Below are 23,825 nucleotides of genomic sequence, written 5' to 3'. Positions count from 1 at the left end.
CAGAGCCGTGAAAGCTTACAGGGCGCGGTGACGTCGCCGCTCCGGGACGTGAACCTGATCAAAACCGATATCCCGCCGATCCTCGTCCAGGCGGTGAACAATCCCTATGCGCGATCGGGCCAGCGCGGGTGTGCAGCGCTGCGAAAGGACATTGGTGACCTGAATGAGGTTCTCGGCGACGATTTCGACGAGCGAAGCCCTGAGCGGGGGTCCGACGGCAACGATCGGAAAACCGCGTATGGCGTCGTCGCCAGCGTGGTGTCCGACGTAATCCCGATGCGCAGCTGGATCAGGAAGCTCTCCGGGGCGGAGCGGCGGGACCGCGAGGTGCAAGAGGCCATCGCGGCGGGTATAGCGCGCCGAAGCTACTTGAAGGGTGTGGGCCAGGCGCGAGGCTGCAAGCCGCCCGCGGCGCCGCGGGCGATCGCCGGGACGCGGCCGGCCGTGAAGCCCTAGGCGATGAGACGGGTCCTCGCCGCGCTGGCGCTGGCGGCGCTCGTCCTCGGGGGCTGCCAGACCCTTCCGCGCGTGCCCTATGGGCTCGAAACGCTTAACGCAGCGAGCCCGGACTACCGCTACAATTTCATCGAGCCCGGGACCCGCGTCCGTTTCCTTGGAGATATCGGCGGCGTGGGGCGCGAACACCCCAGTGGCGAGCTTCAGCTACTTCCTCTTTCGGGCGGCGGCGCCAATGGCGCCTATGGCGCCGGCGTCATGTACGGATGGGGCAGACGTGGCGACAGGCCTGAATTCGACGTCGTAACGGGGGTCAGCGCGGGCGCGCTGATTGCACCGTTCGTCTTCGCAGGATCGGCCTTTGATCCGGCCCTTCGCGAAGCCTTCACGGATGGCCGCGCGAAGAATCTGCTTCGATCGCGAGGCCTTGGCGCCTTGCTTTGGCCCGGCGTCTTCAAGCCGGAACCTTTGAGAAAGCTCATCACCAACAGCGTTACGCCCGGTCTCGTCGAGGCCGTGGGAGCCGAGCACCGGAAGGGTCGGCGGCTCTATATCGCCACGACCAGCCTGGACACTCAGACGCAGGTGGTGTGGGACATGGGGGCCTTGGCGCAGCGCACCGATCCCGAGTCCCGTCAGCTGTTTCAGAACATCCTGATCGCCTCGTCGAGCATTCCGGGCGTCTTCCCCCCGTATTGCTGACCTTCGAACGGGGCGGCCAGGCGGTTTCTGAGCTGCACGCCGATGGCGGCACGGTGGCCAACTTCTTCGTCGCGCCGCAGGCTTTGCTCGGCGACCCGACGCGCACCACGCGGGCGGCGTGTGTCTTCATCCTCCTCAACAGTCGGACCACGCCGCGGTTTGCCGTCGTTCCGGTGGGCGGCCTCAAAATCATAGCGCGAAGCTTCGACACCATGCTGAAATCCCTCACTCGCTCCGAGCTCACCAACGTGAAGCTTGCCGCAAGCGACAAGGGCCTGAAGCTGGAGGTGGGTGAGATCCCCGACGAGTTGGACGAGAACTTCCTGGACTTCAGCCGGCCTCATATGCAGGCGCTTTTCGCGGCTGGCGAGCCGCAGGGTCTAGCCGCGACGGCGTTTCGGACCGTCTCGCCGGCGCCTGTGGCCCCCCTGACATGGCGTCCGCCTTGAACCGTTCCGAGAGCCGATCGGAACGACGGACGGGCTCGCTGCCCCAGGCTCGCCGGTCGCATCAGGCTGGCTCAGGGCTCGCCGCAACTCGCCTGGGACGGAAACAGGCGGGCTTGATGTTTGCTGTCCGGCGTCCCATTGTGGGTGTCCAGACTGGCTCTCCTCGTCTGGAGCCTCGGCAGGTCGCAACCCGACCTTTGCGGCTGACCCACGGCCTGCCGAGGCCGTTCCGATCCGGTTGGCGCTCTGATTTGCAAGCCTATGCTTGGCGATCTGCTGAGACGGCGGGAGCACCGGGTCACCCTCACCGACGTCCCCCGGCGACCCGGAAGTGGAGCATTCTCGCTACATTGCCGGCGAAGACGCCGCGCGGTGCCAGGACTGAGGCGGCATCCCAGGCCATTGCGGAGCCCTCGAAGCCTTGGCCCATGCCCAGGGCGCCGACCATTCGTTCAGTGTCGATCAACGCGCTGGGGGCCGTGTGTGGGCGCGACGCCTAAAAGAGGTACGGACCACGACGCGTGTCGTGGTCCGCGCAATCGCGCCCAGGCAAGGTACTCTTTGAAGCCCTGAATGATGACGACGTTTTTTCCATCAAGGGTTTAGAGCGTGACCCGATCTGACGGAATCGGGATTCTCAAATCAGTGTGAAGCTGATTCATCTGGGATGCTGGATGGAGGCAGCTTGGATGACAGCTCCGTATTTCGATGGACCTTCGCGAGCGGGCGCTGCCTCGGAAGGCGGCGGGTGAGACACCGGCAGATCGCGGCGGCGCTGCGGATCAGCCCATCGTGCGTGTCGAAGTGGACGTGTCGCGAGCGCGAGACGGGGTCGGTGGCTCCGGCGCAGGTCGGCGGCTACAAGCCGCGGACGCTGTCCGGGGACGCCGAGTGGCTTCGGTGGCGGGTGCGGGCGGGACCGTTCACGCTGCGGGGTCTGACGGCGGAGCTGGCGGCGCGCGGGGTGAAGACCCAGCCGCGTGCGGTCTGGGTGTTCGTCCACGACGAGGACCTGAGCTTCAAAAACGTATGGCCCGCCCCGTCCGCAAGGGGATTTATTGATGGTGGCGTCTGACCGATCTGCATCAACGTATACGGCGTGTCGGCATAGGCCGCCGCCAAGATGGAGAGCCGCACGCCCCAGGCCTCATAAAAACCTCGGCATCGATGTGCCATCTTTTAAACCAGGCTGTCGGGACGTCGGTAACCGTCAGGCCATCTTTCAAAGTCCTCCCGCAGACATTCCTTGGGTCACACAGCGCGTTGGATGCCGGCGACCGATGACATCAGACCTTCGCCGCCTGGCCGATCAAGAAGGTTCCTTCCCGACGCAACAAGGCCCAGGCGATCCTGGCCAGCTTGTTGGCGAGCGCCACGACCACCGTGTTGCGACGGCATCGCGCCAGCAGACCGCGCAGCCACGCGCCGAGCGGGGTCTCGCTTTTGGCCAATGACGGCAGCGCCGCCCTGGCGCCGTGGATCAACAAGGTGCGCAGATAGGCGTTTCCGCGCTTGCTGATCCCCAGCAGCCGAGGCTTGCCGCCGGTGGTGTGTTGGCGCGGAACCAGGCCAAGGAAGGCGCCCAGATCGCGGGCATGGCTGAAGCTCTCCGCTCGCCCGACCGCGGCGACGAGGGCCGTCGCATTCAGAGCGCCGACGCCCGGTATCGAGGTCAGCCGTCGCGCCGCTTCATCGGTGCGTGCGAGCGCGGAGAACTCTTGATCTAGGGCATCGATCCGCCCGTCCAGCGCCGACCATTCGTCGCGCATATCGAAGAGCAGCTGGCGGATCCGGCCCTGCGGCAAGCCTTCGGCGTCGGCGAGCATCGCGTCGAGCCCGATCTCGAACTTGCGGCGGCCTTGGGGGAAGGTCGCGCCGCGCTCGAGCAGAAGCGCCCGCAGCTGGTTGATCAACGTCGTGCGCGCGCCCACCAGTCGCGAGCGCACCCGGTGCAGCGACTGGATGTCGAGCTGATCTTGCGACTTGAGCTCGACAGAACGCATCGTCGGACGAGTCGCCGCCTCAGCAATCGCTTCGGCGTCACGATCATCGTTCTTCTGCGCCTTCACGTACGGACGAACATACTCCGGCGCCATCGGCTTGATCGTGTGTCCTTGGGCGGCCAGAAGCCGACCCAGATGATGCGCCCCGCAACATGCCTCCATCGCGATCGTGCAGGGCGCCAGCTTCGATGCGAAGCCTACCACTGTGCCCGGCTGCATCCGTCGCCTCAGCACCACGCTGCCGCGTTCATCCAGCCCCGCGAGGCTGCAGCTGTTCTTGCCTAAATCGATGCCGATCATAACAATGCCCATGGCTCGCTCCTCTCTGTTCAAGCACCGACATCGTATTCCGATGCCGGAGAGGTGGGGCGGGCCATTCCATAAAAACCCTGCTGCCCGAGGAGCAGACGCGGCCCGCCGCAGGGCCCGCTGGCGCGCGCACCAGGGACGGATCGAGGCCTCGCGCCTGGTCTTCATCGACGAGACCTGGATCAAGACCGACATGGCGCCTCTGAGGGGCTGGGGGCCGCGCGGCCGGCGGCTGCGAGCCTATGCGCCGCATGGCCACTGGAAGACGCTGACATTCATCGCCGCGCTGCGGTGCGACCGGATCGACGCGCCGTTCGTCTTCGACGGCCGATCAACGGCGAGGCCTTCCACCTCTACGTCGACAGGATCCTGGCCCCCACGCTGCGGCCCGGCGACGTGGTGATCATGGACAACCTCGGCAGCCACAAGGGCAAGGCCGCCCGCGCCGCCACGCCCCGCCCCCATTACGCGACATCAACCAAGATGCTCAATTGGCTACAATTTTGGCGCGCAGGCAAGGCGGTGTTGGGTCTATTCCAGGTGGCGCCGAGCGCGACACCGTAAGCTGCCGCCGCGCGTCGGCGCGGCGCAAAAGAAAGATCCCATGGGCGGGGTAGCGCTCCGCTCGGTCTCCTGCGGAGTGATCCTCCCCCGGAAAAAATGGACGGGGTTAGGCTGCTCTGCGCTCGGCCTCGGCTGGGCTGATGTAGCGCAGGGCTGAGTGCAGGCGGCGGGGATTGTAGAAGCCTTCGATGTACTGGAACAGATCGCGCCGGGCCTGGTCGCGTGTGGCGTAGATGCGGATTCCACGCCATCGTGGGCATGAATTCCACGGGATGGTGGGCAGCTATTCCACGCGATGGTGGGCACGGATTCCACGGCATCGTGGGCGCCCCTCGATTGAGAGGGTGAGGCAAGCAAGACCGACAGTCTGAACGGGCTAGGAAGCCCCTGTTTTCTGAACAGGGGGGGACTGATGCCGACCGAGAGATTGTCGATGCGCCGCATACGCGACCTACTACGTCTGAGACATGAGAACGGCCTGAGCACGCGGCTGATCGCGACTGCGCTGGGGATCAGCAAGGGCGCCGTCGGCGGCTATCTGCAGCGCGCCCGTGTGGCGGAGTTGGGCTGGCCCCTGCCGGAGGATCTGACTGACACCGCTCTGGAGCGGCTATTGTTTCCAGGTGAGCCGAAGCCGACGGCGGTCCCGCGCCCGGAGCCCAACTGGGCTTATGTCGACCAGGAACTTCGAAGGAAGGGGGGTGACCCGGTCGCTGCTCTGGCAGGAGTACCGAGCCGAACACCCAGACGGCTTCGCCTACGCATGGTTCTGCGAGCGCTACGAGATCTGGAAGGGCCGCCTGTCGCCCACCATGCGCCAGAGCCATGCGGCCGGAGAGAAGGTGTTTGTCGACTACGCCGGCGACACCATCGATCTGATCGATCCGGCGACCGGCGCGGTCCGGGCGATGAAGCTCTTCGTCGCGGCCATGGGCGCTTCCAGCTACGTCTATGCCGAGGCCCGGCCCAGCGAAGGCTTGGCGGACTGGATCGGCTGCCACGTGGGGCTCTTCGCCTTCCTGGGCGGGGTCCCGGCGATCATCGTCTGCGACAACCTCAAGGCCGGGGTGACCAAGCCCGACCGCTATGAGCCGGGGATCAATCGCACCTACCAGGATATGGCCCGGCACTACGGGACGAGCGTGATCCCGGCGCGGCCGTACAAGCCGCGAGACAAGGCCAAGGTCGAGCAATCGGTGCTGCTGGTGGAGCGCTGGGTGCTGGCCAAGCTGCGCAACCAACGCTTCTTCAGCCAGGCTGAACTCAATCTGGCGATCGCAGAGCTGGTCGCCGAGCTCAACGCCCGGATCATGCGCGCCTACGGCGCCAGTCGCGCCGAACTCTTCGCCTCGGTGGACGCGCCGGCGCTCAAGCCGTTGCCGCCCGAACCCTACGCCTTTGCGGTCTGGAAGCTCTGCCGCGTGGCGCCCGACTACCACGTGGAGATAGACGGCAACTGGTACTCGGTCCCCTACCGGCTGATCCGCGAGCGGGTCGAGGTCCGCATCACCGACCGGACCGTCGAGGCCTTCCACAAGGGCCAGCGGCTGGCCAGCCACGCCAGGTCCCCTGGCCGCCGCGGCCATATCACCGTCGCCGAGCATATGCCGAGCGCCCACCGTCGTCAGGCGGACTCTACGCCGGCGCGGATGATGGCGTCGGGCGTCCGGGTCGGTCCGGCCGCGGCGGCGCTCTTCGAGGCCATCATGGCCGAGCGGCCCTACCCGGAGCACGGCTTCCGGACCTGCGCCGGCATCCTGGCCCTGGAGAAGACCTATGGCCGCGCGAGGCTCGAAGCGGCCTGTGAGCGGGCCGGACTGATCAAGGCCCGATCCGTGAGCTCGGTCCACTCGATCCTCAAGGCGGGCCTGGACCGGGCCTTCCTTGAGCCGGAACCCGAAGCCCAACCCCTGCGCCACGGCAACATCCGGGGCCGCGGTTACTTCCACTGACGACAAGGAGACTGAATGCTCGCCCACCCCACCCACGAGCGGCTGATCGCGCTCGGCCTGGCCGGCATGGCCAAGGCCTTCGAGGAGCAGAGACGCTCGCCAGATCTGGCGGCTCTCAGCTTCGAGGAGCGCGTCGCCATCATGGCCGACCGCGAAGCCGCCGAGCGCGACACCAAGCGTATGACCGCCCGTCTGAAGTTTGCCGCCCTGCGCCAGGACGCCTGTGTCGAGGACATCGACCTGCGCACCCCGCGCGGCATCGATCGGACCCTGCTGGCCAGACTGGTGGCTGGCGACTGGATCGACCGTCATCAGAACTGTCTGATCACCGGACCAACCGGCGTGGGCAAGAGCTGGCTGGCCTGCGCGCTCGGCCACAAGGCCTGTCGCGATGGGCGGTCCGTCTTCTACCAACGCGTCCCGCGGCTCTTCGAGGCCCTGGCCCTGGCCCGTGGTGACGGGCGTCACCCCCGCCTGCTCAAGACCCTCGCCCGCATCGATCTGCTCATCCTTGATGACTGGGGACTGGCCGTGCTCTCCCAGGCCCAGCGCATAGATCTCCTGGAGATCCTTGAGGACCGCAACGGCCGCGGATCAACCATCGTCACCAGCCAAGTCCCCGTCGACCAATGGCACGAGATGATCGGCGATCCGACCCTGGCCGACGCCATCCTCGATCGCCTCGTCCACAACGCTCACCGCTTCAACATGACCGGAGACAGCATGCGCAAGATCACTGGGCGCCGCGCCCTTGACGAAGGCCTCAACCCCTGAATCCATAGCCGCCGTCGGTCAGCTTCCTGACTGCCCACGATCACGTGGAACCGGCGCCCGCCATCGCCTGGAATAGGCGCCCATGATCAGTGGAATGCGCAGCGTAGACCCGGTGATGGACGCGCTCGGTCTTGAGGGTGTGGAAGAAGCTTTCCATTGGGGCGTTGTCCTAGCAGTCGCCCTTGCGGCTCATCGAGGGCGTGATGCCGGATCGGGCCAGGGCTTAGCGGTAGGCCTCGGCGGCGTGCTGGATGCCGCGGTCGGAATGGTGGATCAGGCCGGGCGCCGGCCGCTGGCGCTCGATGGCCATCTGCAGGGCGTCCAGGGCGGTCTCGACGTGCAGCGTCGGGCGCATGCACCGGCCGACGATCTTGCGGGTGAAGAGGTCGAGCACGGTGGCCAGATAGAGCCAGCCCTCGCCGGTGGGGATGTAGGTGAGGTCGGCGAGCCAGACCTGGTTCGGCGCCTGGGTGGTGAATTTGCGGCCGGCGGTTGGGCGCGATCGGATAGCCGTCGCGGCTGTCTGTCGTGCGCGTGCGCCGGGGCAGAGCCGCAAGACCCCGCAGGCCGGCCCGGCGCATCAGCCGCTCGATCCGCGAGCGCCCGACGTGGCGGCCGTGGTCGCGCAGCACGGCATGCACCCGAGGCGAGCCGTAGGTCCCGCTGCTGTCGGCGTGGATCCGGCGGATCTCTTCGGTCAGCGCGCTGTTGGCCGCTGCGCGCCGGCTCTCCGGCCGCGAGCGCCACGCATAGTAGCCGCTGGCCGACAACCCAGGACCGCGCACATCACCCGAACCGGCAACACCGCGCGATGCTCATCGACGAACCCGAACTTCATCGGGAGGCCGATCCGAAGATGAGCGCGGCTTTTAGGATGTCGCGCTCCATCCGCAGCCGCTCGTTCTCGCGCCGCAAACGGGCGTTTTTCGAGGCCAGGTCAGACGGCGACGGGGCCGGCGCCTGCGTGGCGGCACCACGCCGGCTAGGCATTCCTTGCAGACGTTACGCCCTCGCCACGCGGAATTCTATTCTCGTAGGCCTCGAATGGCGAAAGTCAGGCCCGCAACGCCCGCCACAATCATGAGAGCGCTTAGACCCCCAATGATGTAGCTAGTCAAAAGCTGATCCTCCACATGGGCCGCCAGAGATAACCCCTGAGGGGTCCACCGGTTCGCGCCCACGGCCTTGCGCCGCGGGGAGCGATCAAGCATCGAGGCTCTATGGCACCCTTGACCCTTTCGCCCAACGACTATCGTCGTCTCGCTAAGGTGATCCACACCTTAGCCCCTACAGCCGCGCGGCCTGTTTTGGTGCGGCTGGGTCTGCTCCGGGGCACGGCTTCCGACGAGGCGAGTGAGGGCTCGGCATACGAGGCCTTCGTTGCGGCTCTTGAGGCCCTCGGCCCCACATTCGTGAAGCTAGGCCAGATCATGGCGACGCGGTCCGACCTACTTCCGCCAGAGCTGACCGAGCGGCTCGGCCGGCTTCACGACGACGTGGCTCCAGTGCCCTTCGACCATTTGCGCGAACAACTGACGATCGATCTGGGCGCGCCGCCGGAAGAGCTTTTCGCCGAATTTTCGACGACGCCAATTGCGGCTGCGTCCATTGCCCAGGTCTACGCCGCGCGGCTCATGACCGGTGAAGATGTCGTTCTCAAGGTTCGCAGGCCGGGGATCGAGGCAGTCATGCGCGCTGATCTGCGGCTACTCTTGGCCGCTGCTCGCGTCATTGAGCGTCGCGCGCCGCCTCTGCGTCGACATCAGCCTGTGCGCGTCGCGACGGAGCTCAGCGAAGCGCTTCTCGAGGAGATCGATTTTCGGATCGAGGCTCGCAATCAGACGGAGGTCCGCAGTCGCGCAACCATCTTCCATGTGCCGCTCGTGTACGAGCGATTTACCACGGAAAGGACCATGGTCAGCGCACGCGTCCGTGGCCGCAGTCCCAACCCCGCGTTCCGCAACGAAGAGCCGGCCCTGGCGCGCGCCTTGGCGCCCGATGCGGCGAGAGGACTGCTGGGCATGATCCTGCTGGACGGGGTGTTCCACGCGGACCCTCACCCAGGAAATATTCTGGTGACTCCGGACGGTCGCCTGGCGCTGTTGGACTTCGGCTCCGTCGGGCGGCTCTCGGCGAAAAGGCGAGAGCAGGTCCTCGTGGTCCTCGGCTCCCTGGTGGATGCCGACGTCGCGGCGGTCTCTGATGTGCTGATGGAATGGGCTGGCCGCTCGGGACCCCCGCCGCCCGGCCTCGAACAAGGTGTCGAGCGATTCTTCCTGCGTTACGCCGCCGATTCCGGGCGACCAATCCGGCTTGCGGAGGCGATCAGCGAGTTCATATCCATCGCCCGAGAAAACGCACTGACCTTGCCGCCGGACCTGCTGCTCCTCATGCGCGCTCTGGGCATCGCTGAGGGCCTGGCGAGGACGCTAGATCCCGATCTGGATGTCGTCGCCGCTATCGCGCCCGTAGTTGTCCGGGCTTTCGCGTCTCGGTTTGCGCCTAAAGCGCTGGCCACCCGCGCCTTCCGGACGTTCAAGGAACTGGATCAGATCCTTGCCATCGGGCCAGAAGCGATTCGGCGCGGCATCGGGCGCATCAGCCGTGACGGCATTGTCGTCCAAGTCTCAAGTCCAGACTTGGCCGACCTGCCGCGAGCGGTCAGGCGGGCAAGCGATACCGTTTCGCTCGGGATCGTGGTCGCGGCCCTCATCGTCGCTGCAGCCGTCGTCATCGTCGCGAAGGACGATCAGGCCGCCGCGATCGGCCGGATCGCCATCGTCATCCTCTCAGGTGTAGGCCTGGCCGCCTTCTTGGCTCGCCTGTTTCGGAGGAATTGAGGTTTTGCGCACGGGAACGCGTCTTGCTTCACCGCGCGCCCATGCGGCCTTGACCATTTTCACCGTCAGCACGCGGTCCTAGAGAGTCGCTGTCACCTCGTCGGGATCGACCGGCTCCGGAAGATCGACGCTCAGGTCGAAAGGGTGCCCAATGTTTCCCGGACCGCCCTTGACGGCCATTTGCCCTAGAACGCAAACGGCTCGGAGTGACCTCCAAGACCAAATCCCGATAGCATATCCAGGGACGGCGATTGACGTGATGGTGTGGACGACCTCCACCCAACCGGGTTCGCTGATGTGTCGTCGATAGGGACGTCATGTCTAGGGAGCGGATCATGCAAGAGGTCGCCGTCGTTCGGGTTGGGATCTGGCGAAGAACGTCTTTCAGGTGCACGGGATCGACGCTGCAGGCGTCGTGGTGGTGCGCAAGCAGCTACGGCGTAGCCAGGTTCTTCCCTTCTTCGAGGGCTTGTCGCCCTGTCTGGTCGGGATTGAGGCCTGTGCGTCGGCCCATCACTGGGGCCGGCAGCTGATGGCGGTCGTCCACGAGGTGCGGCTGATGGCGCCAGCCTATGTGAAGCGCGGCAAAACGGACGCCGCCGACGCGGAGGCGATCGCGGAGGCGATCGCGGAGGCCGTCACCCGGCCCACCATGCGTTTCGTCGCCGTCAAGACCGAGGCCCAGCCGGCGATTTTGATGCTGCACAAAACCCGCGACCTCCTGGTGCGCCAGAGGACAATGCTGATCAACGCACTTCGGGGTCACCTCGGCGAATTCGGGATGGTTTCAGCGCAGGGCTCCGCAGGCGTTCAGGCGGCGCTGAGGTCACTGATCCTGGAGCAGGAACGGTTGCCGGAGCTGGCGCAGGCCGCGCTCCGGGGACTCGCGGGGCAGCTGGAGACGCTTCGGGCGGAGATTGAACGACTGGAGCATCAGATCCTCGCCTGGCATCGGCAGGACGCCACCAGCCGGCGGCTCGCCACGATCCCAGGCATCGGGCCGATCACCGCCAGCGCCCTGGCCGCCAGTGCGCCCGACCCCGCCCTCTTCCGATCGGGGCGCCAGTTCGCCGCCTGGCTCGGTCTAGCGCCTCGCGCTCACAGCAGCGGGGGTAAGAAGCGGCAGGCCGGGATCAGCAAGATGGGCGACGGCTATCTGCGACGCCTGCTGGTGGTCGGAGCGACAGCCGTGCTCCGTATGGCCCGCCAACGCGGTGTCGGCGGCGCCTGGATCCAGGGCCTTCTCGAGCGCAAGAAGCCGAAGGCCGCCGCCGTCGCGCTGGCGAACAAGACGGCGCGGATCGCCTGGGTGCTGATGGCCCGGCAGGAGGTCTACAAGCCCGCAGCAGCTTAGAGATCGGCGACGGTCACCCGGACCGACGCCGTAGACGCCAGAGTGATGAGACGTGATGACGAACCGGCCGCAGCCGGGGACCAGTCAAACCCAGGGGGTCAGAGCGCTTCGAGCGCGTTGACGTGATTAGGGAGCCAGTCCGCGGACTTCATCAAGGCCAGCAGCCTCGACCGCTGCAGCAACAGGCCGAACACATGACTGCACTCGACCGAGCGCCGAACGTCAATTTCACCCTTGCGTCTTGGAGGTCGTCCACACATGATCCCCAATTCTCATCCAGCGATAACGAGAGTCCTGGGTTGATCTGAGCCTTGCTCGGCTGGTGTTGGAAGAGGCCGGCGCGCGGAGAGGTCAGGGTCCGCAGCGTGCCGGCCGGCGTCTCCGGATATGGCTCTGGCGTAGTCCCTGGGCGTCAGCCAGCCGAGCTTCGAGTGAGGCCGGGCTTCGTTGTAGTCCCGCCGGCAGTTCTCCAGCGCGGTGCGAGCATGAGGCAGCGAGCGGAAGAGCGTCTCATTACCCCCAAGACCAACGGCAAGGCCGAGCGCCGGCGGTCTGCAGGGTCTTGACGAAGAGCTTGGAGCGGTAGGCTGAGCCGTTGTCGCTGACGATCATATCCGGGCGCCCGCGCTGAGCGATGATGGCGTCCAGCTCGCGCGCCACCCTGCGTCCCGACAGCGAGGTGTCGGCCACCAGCGCCAGGCACTCGCGGGTGCAGTTCACCGTCAGGATGTGGCCGACGCCGAGCCGCCCGTAGGTCTACGAGCGACCGACCGGGGTCTTCGCCTGCAGCCCCTGATCCGCGCTGGTGTCCTTCGCGATAAGCAGACTGCACTCGACGAGGTCAAGAAGATGGGCGCTGGTGCTGCCTGTCCACCATCGTTCCAGCGCGCCGCGATGCCTATGGCCGACCACAACCAAATCGGCCTCCACCCGCCTCGCGAAGCCTGCAATGGTGGGCGCCGGCTCGCCGAATTCCAGCGCGGCCACCGCCGACAGGCCCAATTGCTTCAGCCTTTCCGCGCCTTCATCGAGTATGCCTTGGTAGACCTCGCCTTCCTTGGCGATGACGCCTGCATAGACGCTTTCGGCAAGTCTTACGCCGGCAGTTTCCGCCACAATCGACAGCAGAAACACCCGGGCTTCACAGTGTTTGGCCAGCAACGCCCCCTCGCGAAGCGCCGATCGACCTTCGATCGATCCGTCGTAGGCGAGCAGGACTCGCTTATACATTTGAGTGCGTTCCGCTTGAGCTTCACGTGCGCCGCGCTCTAGCAGCTTCCGGCGTTTCCGGAGTGCAGAGAAGTGGGTCAATATTGCCCACCTTGCCAAGCTCCGCCGGGCCTGTAAAGGCGCCACCCCACGAGGTCATGTATCGTTGCCGGACCAATCCGGCTGCGGGACGAAATGCGGAGGCAAACTAGATCTTGTCGGTGAAACGGGCTTAGAATGCCTATTCAGCCGTTCGGCAGCGGTCGATCTTCAGATCGACGCAGAGCGCGGCGCTCGTCCACCGCGAATGGCGCGGTGGAATGGCTGGGCTACCGAGCTTCGACTCGGAGACCATTTTCGCCGTCCTTCTGGGCGGGGGAGCATGACTCCTGGCGCGTGATCCGGACGTGGACCCCCTGCTCACCTGTCTTTAGCCAGAAACTCCTTAATCTGCTCGAGGAGCCAGTTGACGCCGAGATCGCGACCACTGGCGAAGACCGCGCCGATCGTCACCTTGGGCGTGCGGTGCGGCGGCTCAAGCAATTGTATGACTCCCGGAGCGGCAGCCTGCGCATAGCGGCGCAGCGTAAGGGTTACCGCGTCGGATCCTAGGACCGCGGTGAAGGCGTGGGAAAGGTCGGACGCGCTGGCGACCACCCGCCCATCCTCAAAATCGAGCGCCTGGGCGGTCCGCAATTCCCGCACCTCGTCCAGCAGGAACTGGGCTTCGTGATACTCATCGCCGACGACCGGGCGCAGGTTATCGAGCACGACGTGGCGCGCCCGCAACAGCATCGCCATGGTCAGCGGCGCGCGCACGTGCGGGTGGGAGCGCCGCGCCACCCAGACCATGTCGTCCAGGAGCAAGGGCAACCACTCCACCCGCGCCGAGCGCGGCGGGCCAGTTCCGAAGGCGATATCGACACGCCCCCGCTCGACCGAATCGACGAAATCCGCCGCGATCGGCAGGAACCGAATGCGCACGCGAGGCGCGGTTTCCCGTATTTTATCGAGCAGCTTCGGCAGGATGACGGCCGCCGCGTAGGAGCCTCCGGTGAGCACGAACTGGCGCTCCGAGTCCCGTGGCTCAAAGATCAACGGATCAATGGCGCTGCGAAGGCCTTCCAGGGCCGGCGCGGCGCGGCGGCCTAGCTCTATGGCGTAGGGGGTGGGCGTCATTCCGCCCCCTCGGCGCTCGAACAACGGATCGCCGAGCGCGGCACGAAGCCGGGTGAGCGCGTGCGAGACAGCCGATGGCGTTATAGATAGGTCGCGGGCGGCGATGCTGACGCTTCGGCATTCCAGCACAGCCAGGAGGGTTCTGAAGAGATTGAGATCCAGCGATTTGAATTGAACATCGTTCATTTTAAGCGTGATGAAATATCAATTGGCTCAATCAGCTGTCAACCGTATCCGTGTCCCCAAGTGATCGCATCCATCGCGGCGGAACAGTTTTCTCATGGATCCATCCCCCCCCGGCGCTAGCCTCGGCCAGCGCCTGCGCGCCTTGGACCGGCGCCGGCTGCTGCTGATGATCGTGCCGCCGGTGCTCGTCGCACTGGCGATTGCCGGCTGGCTGCTGATGAACGCCGGGTTGGTTTCCACGGACAACGCCACCGTCGCCGCCGCGAGGGTCCCGATCAGTTCCAGCGTCCGCGCCCGCGTCGTGCATATACTCGTCAAGGAGGACCAGCACGTACACGCCGGCGACGTTCTGTTCCGTTTGGACGACGCGGATTTCAAGACGGCCGTGAGCCGCGCGGAAGCCGAACTGGCGAGTGCTCGGCTGCGCGTTGCGGGCCTGCGCGCGACCTATCGTCAGAGCCTCGCCGACCAGGGCGTCGCCCAGACCAACGCCGCCTACACGCGGAGCGAGGCGGTTCGGCAGCGAAACCTCTTCAACGCCGGCGTCGCTTCACAACGCGATGTCGACCAGGCGGCCAACGCCGCGACCGTCGCCGAGCGCCAACTCCTTGCACAGGCGCAGGCGCAGGCCACCGCCCTGGCCGACCTCGGCGGCGATCCCGACATTTCGGCGGATGAGCACCCGTTGGTGCAGCAGGCTCGGGCCGCGCTCGAACAGGCGCGTAACGACCTTGCCCACACTGAGGTGGTCGCGCCGGCCGATGGCGTGGTGGCACGCGTATCCCAGCTGCAGGTTGGCTCCTATGTGCAGCCGGCGCAGACCGTCTTCTGGCTGATCTCTGGCCGACCCTGGATGGATGCGGCCTTCAAGGAAAATCAGCTGGGTTTGCTGCGGCCCGGACAGACGGCCGACATCCAGATCGACGCCTACCCCCACCGATCCTTCCGCGGCCATGTGGAAAGCCTGTCGCCCGGCACCGGCTCCAGCTTCGCTGTCTTGCCCGCCGAGAACGCCACCGGGAACTGGGTCCGTGTAGTGCAGCGATTGAACGTACGCATCGCCTTCGACGAGGCGCCGGCCGACGTTGCGCTGGCCGTCGGCCTGAGCGGTAAGGTTAAGGTGGACACGCGCGCTCATCCGCCGGCCAAATCCGGAGACGGCGTGTGAACGCCGAGGAGATCACTCCCGCCCAGCGAACGCTGATCACCGCGGCGGTGATCCTGGCGACGATCCTTTCGTCCATCGCATCGACTATCGCCAACGTCATCCTGCCGCAGATCCGCGCCAGCACCGCCGCCGCCCAGGACCAGGTTAGTTGGGTCCTGACATCGTATCTCCTCGCCGGCGTCCTGGTGACGCCGGCGATCGGCTGGCTGGAGAGCAGGTTCGGGCGTCGTAACCTGATGCTGGCCACCATCGTCGGCTTCGGGGTCGCGTCGATGCTGTGCGGGATTGCCAGTAATATCTTCGCTATGGTCGCTTTCCGGGTGCTTCAGGGTGGATGCGGCGCGATATTTATCCCAATGGCGCAGGCGATCCTGCTCGACATTAATCCTCCGCATAAGCATGGCCAGGCCATGTCGATCTGGGGAATGGGCGCGGTGCTTGGGCCCATCATCGGCCCCGTGCTCGGGGGTTGGCTTACCGACAACCTCAACTGGCGCTGGGTGTTCTTCATGAACCTGCCCCTGGTCGTGGTCGCGTTCTTCATGATCGGCGCGGCGTTGCCGGCCGAACGGTCGAAGGTCGCTCGCAAATTCGACATTTTCGGCTATGTCGCCCTGGCCCTAGGGCTTGCGGGCCTACAGGCGCTCTTGGACCGCGGGCCAGGTCAGGAATGGTTCGCCTCGACCGAAATCTGGATCGAGCTTTCGGTCTGCCTGCTCGGCTTGTGGGTATTCGTCGCGCACCTGGCCACCACTGCGCACGGCGCACTGTTCGACCGCCGGATCCTGAGCGACAGGAACTTCATCGTCTCCTCGATGATGATCATCTTCGTCGGCATCCTTCTGTTCGCGGGGGCTGCGGTGTTGCCGACGCTCCTGCAGAGCCTGCTCGGCTATCCGGTGCTGCACACCGGGATCGTTCAGATCCCGCGCGGCGTGGGATCTTTCCTGGCGATGTTCCTGGTCGGACGGTTGATGGGGCGGATCGACAGCCGGATCATCGTGCTGCTCGGCGTGGGCTTGACCGGGTGGTCCTATTTCGAGATGTCGCACTTTTCTCTGCAGATGGACGAGCGGCTGGTGCTGTTCGCTGGCTTCCTGCAGGGGCTGGGGGTCGGCCTGGTGTTCGTCCCGCTCTCCGCGCTCGCCTTCGCCACCATCGCCCCTACGCTACGGACGGAAGCGGCCTCGCTCTTCACCCTGTTGCGCAACGTTGGCAGCAGCGTCGGCATATCCATGGTCGGGGCGCTGCAAATCTATAATTCCAAGATCGTACAATCACGCCTGCTCGAGCAGGCGACGCCGGACAATCAGAACATCGTTGCCGCCGGCGTGGACCTCACCACCGTGCAAGGGCTTGCCAGTTTCGCACGCGGCGTCGTGCGGCAGGCGGCGATGGTCGCTTACATCGACAGTTTTCATCTCCTCTACTGGTTATGCATCCTAATGGCGCCGCTGATCCTATTGTTACGTAAGCCGAAGGCGCCGGCGGATGCTTAGAAGCCTTTTCTGTCTCTTGGCGTCCGGGGCCCTCTTTGGTTGCGCGACAGTCGGTCCGGACTTCGAACCGCCGGGTCCACCACAGACCGCGAAATACGCAATGGCGGGCGATGCGGCGCCCGGCCTGACTCTCGATCCGCATGCGGCGCCGGCGCGATGGTGGACCGCCTTCGGGTCGGCACAGATCGACGCCCTGGTCGACGAGGCGGTTTCGCAGAATCAGACCCTGGCCGCGGCCGATGCGTCGCTGGCCCGCGCCCGCGCCAACGCCAGCGCCGTGCGCGGCGCCGCGGGCGTGCAGGTCGACGGCCATGCGAGAGCGGAGCGCGAGCGGGTCAACACCGCCTCGTTCGGCATCGAAGGCTTCCCCAGCCCGACGATCTCGCTCTACTCAATCGGCGCTTCGGCCTCATTCGATTTCGATCTGTTCGGCGGCGGGCGGCGCCGCATCGAAAGCGCCGAGGCTCAGGCCGCGGCGCTGGCGGCCCGGGGCGAGGCGGCCTACCTCACGCTCAGCGGCGAGGTCGTGCTGCGCGCCATCGACGTCGCCGCGCTTCGCGAGCAGATCGCGGCTTCGGAGCAGATGATTGCCGACAGCCGCCGCAACGTGGAAATGACCCGCCGAGCCGTCGAGGACGGCGGCACGCCGCGCGCGGCCGTTGTCACGGCGCAGGCGCAGTTGGCGGAAGACGAGGCGCGGTTGCCTCCGCTACGGTCTAAACTGGCTACGTCGCGACATGCGCTGGCGCTGCTGGCGGGGGAGGCTCCGGGCGATTGGATCGCGCCGGACATCGACCTGGCGTCCATCGCCGTGCCAGCCGCCGTCCCGCTCGGCATGCCCTCGGAACTGGTTCGTCGCCGTCCGGACATTCTAGCGGCCGAAGCGCGCCTGCAGGCCGCCACGGCCGACATCGGCGTGGCCACCGCCGCCCTCTATCCGCAGCTGCGTCTGACCCCGGATTTCACGCTTAGCGCGCTGAAGCCCAGCGACGTATTCAACTACGAGAGTGGCGGCTGGGTGATCGGCCCGGCGCTCAGCCTGCCGATCTTCCACAGCGGCCAGCTCCGGGCGGAAAAGAAGGCCGCCGTGGCGGCCCGCGACCAGGCGCTGGCGGAATACAGGCAAACCGTGCTGGTCGCCTTCGTGCAAGTCGCCGATCTGTTGCAAGCGGCGGCCCAGGGCCAGGCCCTGGCCGAAGCTCAGGCCCACGCCTCGCAGGCGGCGGACGAAAACGCGCGCCTCGCCAACCTCGCCTATCAGAACGGCGCCGGGTCCTTGCTCTCGGTGCTGGACGCCCAGCGTCAATCGCAGCGCGCGAAGCTGGCTTTCATTGACGCGCAGGCCAGCCTGCGTCGCGCCCTAGCGGCTCTGTTCGTGGCCTCCGCCGCCGATTGGCGCCGCCCGGCCTGATCGGCGCTTCTTTAGCCGATGCGGATTCCGACGCAGGCGTCCGCTTGATGTTTCACCAGGGCCTGGGCAATGAAGCTGGCGGTCGCCGCCCCCGAGAGACAAAGACCCCACGCCTAACAGTCCGGCGCGATCTGCGAGCGCCTGAGGGTCATACGAGCGAGGCCGCCGCTCGGGATGCTGCCACCGACGCGCGCCAACCGGCCATAGACTAAGCACACTATCCGGCTTGGATCGGGACCTGGGCCTCGGCAAAGCTGAAGAACAACGGGGGGTCTCAGCCAGCGCTTGACGGCGATTTTCGTCTGGTTTGTGCGATCAAATCCTATTCGGGGGTGTAGTTGAGGCCAGGCTATCGCCGCGACTTTGGGGTTTCATGACGCCTGACGCATGTCGGTTAGGGTGGCGTGGCAGCCGTCGTCCCGGCGATCAACCGAAACGCCGTCCCGGCGGCCCCCCGCTGCTGGCCGGCGGAGAAAAGCGCATTCATGTGGGCTTGGGTGAAGTCGAGAAAGTTCTCGTCCAACTCGTCCGGGATTTCTCCAACCGCCAATTTGAGGCCCTTTTCGCTTGCGGCAAGCTTCACATTGGTAATCTCGGAGACCGTGAGGGATTTCAGCATAGTGTCGAAGCTGCGCGCGACGATCTTGAGCCCACCCACCGGCACGACGACAAACCGGGGCGTGGTCCGGCTGTTCAGCAGAATGAAGATATGCGCCGCGCCCGTAGAAGGGGTCGGAGCCGCGAGCAGAGCTTGCGGCGCGACGAAGAAATTGGCCACCGTGCCTCCGTCCGCGTGGAGTTCAGAAACAGCGTGCCCGTCTCGTTCGACGGTCAGCAACACCGGCGGAAACACGCCTGGAACACTCGATGATGCGATGAGGATGTTTTGAAAAAGCAGACGCGAGGCGGGGTCTCTATGCTGCGCGAGGGCCCCCATGTCCCACACCACCTGGGTCTGCGTATCGAGGCTGGTCGTCGCGACGAAGAGCCGCCGGCCCTTTCGGTGTTCTTTTGCTACAGCCTCGATGAGGGCGGGCGTAACACTGTCGGTGATGAGTTTTCTCAACGGTTCCGGCTTGAAAACACCCGGCCGAAACAATGCGCCGAGGCCCCGCGACCGAAGTAGGTTCTTCGAGCGGCCATCCGTAAACGCCTCTCGAAGGGCCGGATCGAAGGCTGGTCCCGCGAAGACGAAAGGCGCGATCAACGCCCCAGCGCTGACGCCGGTCACAACTGAGAATGCGGGTCTGTCGCCGCGCTGGCTCCACCCGTATATAACGCCCGCGCCATAAGCGCCGTTGGCCCCGCCGCCCGACAGGGCGAGAAGCTGAATGTCGCCAGCTTGCTCGCGCTGCACGCGCCCGAACTCGTGAACGAAGCGGGCGCGGGTATCGGGTTCGAGGAAATCGTAGCGGTAGCTGGGACTCGCCGCATGAAGCATTTCGAGTCCATACGGCACACGAGGAAGCGTCTGGCAGCCCCCGAGCAGGAGCGCCGACAGCGCCAGCGCACGGAAAAGCCGCCTCATCCGGCTAGGGCTTCACGGCCGGCGGTGTGGTGACGATCGTGCGCGCCGAGGCGGGCCGCTTGCAGCCACGCGCTTGGCCGATCCCTTTCAAGTAGCTTCGGCGCGCAATTCCGGCGGCGATGGCCTCTTGAACTTGGCGGTCACGCCGCTCCGCGCCGGATAGCTTTCTGATCCAACTGCGCATTGGGATGACATCCGAGACGATGCTGGCGACGACGCCATATGCCCCGTTCCGGTCATCGCCGCGCTCATTCCGCTCAGGCTCGTCGAAGTCATCCCCAAGGACTTGGTTGAGGTCGATAACTTCCTTTCGCAGCGTCGCGCAGCTGCGCTGACCCGATCGTGAGTAGGGATTAGCGACAGCCTGCAGGAGGACTGGCGGAATGTCGGATTTGATCAAGTTCGCATCACGAAGCGGCGACGTCACCGCTCCCTCCAGGCTTTCCCGGCTCGCTTCCGAAGAGGTCAGGGGCCGTTCGGCGGTCGTTCGGTCTTTTGAGTTAGGCTCCGATGCCGCAGATTGCGGCTGTGCCGACGCACGACCCGATAGGGTCATGACCTGAATAACCAACATTGCAAGAATACCAAGCTGAAAAGTCCGCATTCAAGTTTTCCGGTTCGAAGTTTCGCGGGCGCGGCTGGGGCGCGGGTCTGCTGCTGACATACTTAACGGCAACGCTGAAGCTTGGTTCCTGGCGCTTGGAAACCAGGGCTGCTTCCCTTCTGTGTTCAAATCCCCGTGAATTCCGCCGCCATCGGACGCCAAGTCTGCAGGCCCGCAATGTTCCAAGAGTTTGGGATGATCGGCAGTGTCTCGCTTACGTTCGCGCGGAGAGTGTATTCCGCTAAGCTTGAATACGATAGCCTTCTCGGGCGCGGCCTAAGGGGTGTTTGGCGCCGGCTTGAGGCCCAGCTCAGTACTCCTTTGGGCGAGGCCCCGACTTTCGCGGCCGCCCAGACGATTGGCGATGTGACCATTGAGATTCATGATGCACGTCGGGCGTTATCGGAAGCGTAGGCAGCATATGCCATCGAGTTCGCCGCCACGCTCCATGCGAACCAGCCGCGGAACTGCAACTTCTTGATCCGTTCGCACGCGATCAGAACCTCTGGCACGATCCCAAGGCGGTCCTGACAGCGGCGGAGGCCCCCAGCAGAGACGCCTCACCTTCCATCTGGCCGTTGATGCGCAGATAGACCGGTCCAGATTGCCGCAGTAGCGTCGGTAGCAGGGGTGAACCAGTCAGATTGGCCTGCCAGAACGTCCCCTCCCCGTTGCCCCGGCTCATCGGGATGTTGACGAGGCCGCCCGCGAAATTCCAGGTCACCGTGACTGAGGGCCGGGTCGATGGCCTGTTCAGCAGCATCGATATCATCGGCCGCCCGTTGTCGCAGAACAGGCTGAAAGACTTGATGTTCGGGGAGGCCGCCACATCCACATAGGCCATGGGGGGGCGACGTTGCACCGGCACAACCTCCCAGGGGGTCCCGGGAGCTGCGACGGCGTCTTCCGGTGGGCTGTTGTTCAACAGCGTTTGGATATCCGCGGGCGGCGCGAGTCTGCGGCCTGGCGGCGAATAAACGCTCAACTTGCCGCGTTCCCACAGCCCGACCTGCACGGCGCGCCGGCTCGTATCCAGCAGGACGTAGGCCTGTTCCATACCGCCCTGGTGGGGCGCATTGCCGGAGAGGTAGAAGGCCGATCCCTGTCGCTTCAAAGGGGTCGCCACCGACAGGTTCTTCTGCAGCGCGGTCGTCTTACCACCCAACTGAGCGCGGATCGCCGCCGCTATCGGACCTGCGCCGAAAAGGGCGATATTGGCGCTGTAATCATCGACGAAGGACGACAGATTCCCCCAATCCGGCGGCGCGGACGCCCTCGCAGGCGCGCTGGGCGCCTTGTCTGCGGGACGCGAAGGAGGCGCCTTCGCCGCGCCCCCGCACCGAAGATAGGGAGCCGCCCTGGTCAGGGCGCCGTGGAAGGGGTCGAGCCGCTGCCCGGGCGCCACATCGGCTTCTAGACGGATCAGGCCGGGCTTCTCGTCGGCGTTCACAATCATGATCACCGGGCCGAAATTGCTGTTGCTCACCGGAAACGGGAAGAACACCGCGCTGATGCCTTCGTAGCTTGGGCCCATGTACGAGAAGGCGCGTTCGAACCTCCGGCTCTGCAACATGCGGCCATCGGCGCGAAAGGTGAAACCGGTCTCGTCGAGGGTGATGCGGGGCTCTCGAGCACAGTCGCCGCGTGGGGCATAGCTGCCAAAGGCCGCGTCAAGACCCTGATCCTTAAGACTGGTCAACGGAAGTGCGACGGCGCCGACGGGCGTGAGCAATGCGACCGCCCATGCGACGACGACCCATGGACGAGACTTCCGCCCGAAGTCACCCTTCATGTCCGCCCCCGTCCGATCAATGATCGCTAGAACATACCTAATCGAGACTTCGGGGTCTTCCCTCGACTCAATCGCTCAAAGGATCGCCGCAATTTCGGCGCGCTCGACGTTGTGCGGCAGAATAGGTCGAGCGGGAGATCCCGCGCGAAGGCCCGGCAGTTCGACGCGTGAACTCGAGCCATCCTTGATGTCCGCCACGTTCATGCTCGGCGCCGTCCACAGGCCCGCAAAAGGACTCCCAGCCGGAGCCAAGTTCGTCGAGGAGGCGGTTGAACTCCTTCTGGGGCGGCGAAAGGGCATGGGATGTCTCGAACCGCGACACATCGGTCACGACCCCGCGCGAGCTTTTCGCGAAGCCACCTTCCTCGGCCTGCCCGATGATGACGCTCGCATCCCGCGGTTCATCAGCGCTACGGGAGACGCCTACGCAGGGGCATGAGATCTTGAGCCGGTCCCAACAGTCATCTGGAAGGTGACGCCCAAAGATCTGACGTTGATCGTCAGGACACGCGGTCGCCGCATGGCTCGGCCAGCAGATGCCGGAGAGTCGAGCGCAGTACGCGGGCGATGGCCTGCCGATCGCCGTCGGGGTTGTTCACACCCCGCATCGTCATGCCCTCGAACAGCATGCTGATCACTTCGCACCGGGCTACGAGCTCCGCTTCGTTGCATCCGGCGGGAATGACGGCACGGAACAGTTCGTGCTGCATTTCGCGTTCTTCAGCGTCTGCCGCCCGGAGGATGGCGCCGACCTTGGGATTGCGAGCGGCCTCCGCGACGACCTCCAGGGTCAGGGCCGCGCGATCGGCCTCGTACAGATCGTCAAGAGCGGACGAGCACTTGGTCAGGATCGCCTCCAGAAAGGGCGCACCGCCGTCCTTCAGTTCGGAGTACCTGTCGCGCATCTCGGCCATGTCGCGCGCGACGATGGCTGCGATGATCGCTTCCTTGTTCTCGAAGTAGCGATAGATCTGCCCGACACTCAGGGCGGCGGCCTGGGCGATCTCAGCCATGCTGGACCCATGAAAGCCGAATCGGCGTGCGCAGGCGGAGGCCGCGTCGACGATCTGTTGCCGCCGCGCTTCCGCATCCATCCGCTTTGGGGCGGCCTCCGCCATAGGGATCCTGTGGTGAGCCGCAGGTCAGGCCGCGGTGGATTGACTTCTGGCAGGCGCTCATTTAGGCAGCGACCGCGAATGAACGTTCATTCTTGTAGTTTCCGGGCCGGAATTGTCAAGACCTGCGCCCGAGTATCCCTGTTTTCCAGGTGTTGGATGCCCAGATCGATCCTCTCCGGCGCGGCGATTGCGCTGGCGCTCCTCCTGTCCGCATGCGGCGCGAAGGCCCCGGCCGGCCCGGACCCGAACGCGCCCGCGGCCGTCGGTGTGGTCGTCGTCCGCACCGAGCCTGTGAACCTGACGATGGAGTTGAGCGGACGGACGTCCGCTTCGCTGGTGTCCGAGGTGCGCCCTCAGGTGAACGGCGTGGTCAAGGCCCGGCTGTTCCAGGAGGGCTCCACCGTCCGCGCGGGCCAGCCGCTGTACCAGATCGACCCGGCGATCTACCGCGCCAGCCTCGACAGCGCCAACGCCGCGCTCGCCCAGGCCCAGGCGACCGCCACCTCGGCTAAGCTCAAGGCCGACCGCTACCTGGAGCTGGTCGCCATCAACGCGGTGAGCAAGCAGGACAACGACGACGCCCAGTCGGCGGCCCAATCCGCCGCCGCGAACGTACAGGCCCAGCGCGCAGCGGTGCAGCAGGCGCGCATCAATCTCGACTACACCCAGGTCCGCGCGCCGATCTCCGGCCGGATCGGCAAGTCTTCCGTGACGCCGGGCGCCCTGGT

Annotated in this window: 17 protein-coding genes and 6 pseudogenes; 13 read left to right on the top strand and 10 right to left on the bottom strand. The window is 65.6% G+C overall.

The window, feature by feature from the left end; all coding sequences use genetic code 11:
* Nucleotides 1-48: 48 nt before the first annotated feature.
* The 4 genes and pseudogenes from A2790_RS12750 to A2790_RS12735 form a co-directional block, all read left to right on the top strand.
* Nucleotides 49-456: a hypothetical protein gene (locus tag A2790_RS12750; protein WP_293392124.1), complete on the top strand. Its 408-nt coding sequence runs from the start codon at nucleotides 49-51 to the stop codon at nucleotides 454-456.
* 3 nt (nucleotides 457-459) lie between these two features.
* The gene (locus A2790_RS12745) at nucleotides 460-1,158 is read left to right on the top strand and encodes a patatin-like phospholipase family protein (RefSeq protein WP_293392121.1); all 699 of its coding nucleotides are present in this window, start codon (nucleotides 460-462) and stop codon (nucleotides 1,156-1,158) included.
* Nucleotides 1,152-1,607: a hypothetical protein gene (locus A2790_RS12740; protein ID WP_293392118.1), complete on the top strand. Its 456-nt coding sequence runs from the start codon at nucleotides 1,152-1,154 to the stop codon at nucleotides 1,605-1,607. Before A2790_RS12745 ends, A2790_RS12740 begins: the two co-directional genes overlap by 7 nt.
* 667 nt (nucleotides 1,608-2,274) lie before the next feature.
* Nucleotides 2,275-2,631: pseudogene (locus tag A2790_RS12735) on the top strand (hypothetical protein); the annotation flags it as partial.
* A 262-nt stretch (nucleotides 2,632-2,893) separates the two neighbouring features.
* Here the strand turns inward: A2790_RS12735 and A2790_RS12730 are convergent.
* Entirely contained in the window at nucleotides 2,894-3,910 is a 1,017-nt protein-coding gene (locus A2790_RS12730; RefSeq protein ID WP_293392148.1) for an IS110 family transposase, read from the bottom strand.
* Nucleotides 3,911-4,016: 106 nt separating this feature from the next.
* Between A2790_RS12730 and A2790_RS12725 the strand changes: the two are divergent.
* Nucleotides 4,017-4,369 (top strand): annotated as a pseudogene (locus A2790_RS12725) (transposase); the annotation flags it as partial.
* A 220-nt stretch (nucleotides 4,370-4,589) separates the two neighbouring features.
* Here the strand turns inward: A2790_RS12725 and A2790_RS12720 are convergent.
* A pseudogene (locus A2790_RS12720) lies at nucleotides 4,590-4,721 on the bottom strand (IS3 family transposase); the annotation flags it as partial.
* Nucleotides 4,722-4,895: 174 nt separating this feature from the next.
* Here A2790_RS12720 and istA point away from each other — a divergent pair.
* A pseudogene (gene istA, locus A2790_RS12715) lies at nucleotides 4,896-6,435 on the top strand (IS21 family transposase).
* Nucleotides 6,436-6,450: 15 nt separating this feature from the next.
* Nucleotides 6,451-7,209, top strand: coding sequence for an IS21-like element helper ATPase IstB (gene istB, locus A2790_RS12710; protein ID WP_293392115.1), 759 nt, complete (start codon nucleotides 6,451-6,453; stop codon nucleotides 7,207-7,209).
* Between the two features lie 100 nt (nucleotides 7,210-7,309).
* Here the strand turns inward: istB and A2790_RS12705 are convergent.
* A pseudogene (locus A2790_RS12705) lies at nucleotides 7,310-8,202 on the bottom strand (IS3 family transposase); the annotation flags it as partial.
* Between the two features lie 227 nt (nucleotides 8,203-8,429).
* On the opposite strand from A2790_RS12705, the gene A2790_RS12700 reads away from it, so the two are divergent.
* Complete coding sequence (locus A2790_RS12700) at nucleotides 8,430-10,049, top strand: AarF/UbiB family protein (RefSeq protein WP_293392112.1); 1,620 nt, start codon at nucleotides 8,430-8,432, stop codon at nucleotides 10,047-10,049.
* A 367-nt stretch (nucleotides 10,050-10,416) separates the two neighbouring features.
* Nucleotides 10,417-11,403 (top strand): IS110 family transposase, encoded by a 987-nt coding sequence (locus A2790_RS12695; RefSeq protein WP_293392146.1) that lies wholly within the window; start codon nucleotides 10,417-10,419, stop codon nucleotides 11,401-11,403.
* 395 nt (nucleotides 11,404-11,798) lie between these two features.
* Here the strand turns inward: A2790_RS12695 and A2790_RS12690 are convergent.
* The 3 genes and pseudogenes from A2790_RS12690 to A2790_RS12680 all read right to left on the bottom strand — a co-directional run.
* A pseudogene (locus tag A2790_RS12690) lies at nucleotides 11,799-12,132 on the bottom strand (integrase core domain-containing protein); the annotation flags it as partial.
* 27 nt (nucleotides 12,133-12,159) lie between these two features.
* Nucleotides 12,160-12,633, bottom strand: a complete 474-nt coding sequence (locus A2790_RS12685; RefSeq protein ID WP_293392109.1) for a universal stress protein — start codon at nucleotides 12,631-12,633, stop codon at nucleotides 12,160-12,162.
* A 399-nt stretch (nucleotides 12,634-13,032) separates the two neighbouring features.
* Entirely contained in the window at nucleotides 13,033-13,977 is a 945-nt protein-coding gene (locus A2790_RS12680; RefSeq protein ID WP_293392107.1) for a LysR family transcriptional regulator, read from the bottom strand.
* A gap of 94 nt (nucleotides 13,978-14,071) precedes the next feature.
* Between A2790_RS12680 and A2790_RS12675 the strand changes: the two genes are divergently transcribed.
* The 3 genes from A2790_RS12675 to A2790_RS12665 are packed head-to-tail and all read left to right on the top strand — an operon-like array spanning nucleotide 14,072 to nucleotide 18,055.
* Complete coding sequence (locus A2790_RS12675) at nucleotides 14,072-15,145, top strand: HlyD family secretion protein (RefSeq protein ID WP_293392105.1); 1,074 nt, start codon at nucleotides 14,072-14,074, stop codon at nucleotides 15,143-15,145.
* Entirely contained in the window at nucleotides 15,142-16,644 is a 1,503-nt protein-coding gene (locus A2790_RS12670; protein ID WP_293392103.1) for an MDR family MFS transporter, read from the top strand. The genes A2790_RS12675 and A2790_RS12670 overlap by 4 nt, the downstream gene beginning before the upstream one ends.
* Nucleotides 16,637-18,055, top strand: a complete 1,419-nt coding sequence (locus A2790_RS12665) for an efflux transporter outer membrane subunit (protein WP_293392100.1) — start codon at nucleotides 16,637-16,639, stop codon at nucleotides 18,053-18,055. Before A2790_RS12670 ends, A2790_RS12665 begins: the two co-directional genes overlap by 8 nt.
* Nucleotides 18,056-18,449: 394 nt before the next feature.
* On the opposite strand, the gene A2790_RS12660 is transcribed toward A2790_RS12665, so the two are convergent.
* The 4 genes from A2790_RS12660 to A2790_RS12645 form a co-directional block, all read right to left on the bottom strand.
* Nucleotides 18,450-19,583, bottom strand: a complete 1,134-nt coding sequence (locus tag A2790_RS12660) for a patatin-like phospholipase family protein (protein ID WP_293392097.1) — start codon at nucleotides 19,581-19,583, stop codon at nucleotides 18,450-18,452.
* 4 nt (nucleotides 19,584-19,587) lie between these two features.
* Complete coding sequence (locus tag A2790_RS12655) at nucleotides 19,588-20,187, bottom strand: hypothetical protein (protein ID WP_293392095.1); 600 nt, start codon at nucleotides 20,185-20,187, stop codon at nucleotides 19,588-19,590.
* A 496-nt stretch (nucleotides 20,188-20,683) separates the two neighbouring features.
* Nucleotides 20,684-21,979 carry a hypothetical protein gene (locus A2790_RS12650; protein ID WP_293392093.1) on the bottom strand — a complete coding sequence of 432 codons (1,296 nt, stop codon included), beginning with the start codon at nucleotides 21,977-21,979 and terminating at the stop codon, nucleotides 20,684-20,686.
* A 500-nt stretch (nucleotides 21,980-22,479) separates the two neighbouring features.
* Entirely contained in the window at nucleotides 22,480-23,097 is a 618-nt protein-coding gene (locus A2790_RS12645) for a TetR/AcrR family transcriptional regulator (protein WP_293392091.1), read from the bottom strand.
* 156 nt (nucleotides 23,098-23,253) lie between these two features.
* Between A2790_RS12645 and A2790_RS12640 the strand changes: the two genes are divergently transcribed.
* Nucleotides 23,254-23,825, top strand: a 572-nt coding sequence (locus tag A2790_RS12640; RefSeq protein ID WP_293392088.1) for an efflux RND transporter periplasmic adaptor subunit, incomplete at its 3' end; no start/stop codon positions are given.

It is taken from the genome of Phenylobacterium sp. RIFCSPHIGHO2_01_FULL_69_31 (assembly GCF_001824475.1).
In the GTDB taxonomy this organism is placed as follows: domain Bacteria; phylum Pseudomonadota; class Alphaproteobacteria; order Caulobacterales; family Caulobacteraceae; genus Phenylobacterium.
The sequence above is the reverse complement of the archived record's forward strand: the minus strand, read 5'-3'. Positions and strand labels throughout refer to the sequence as shown.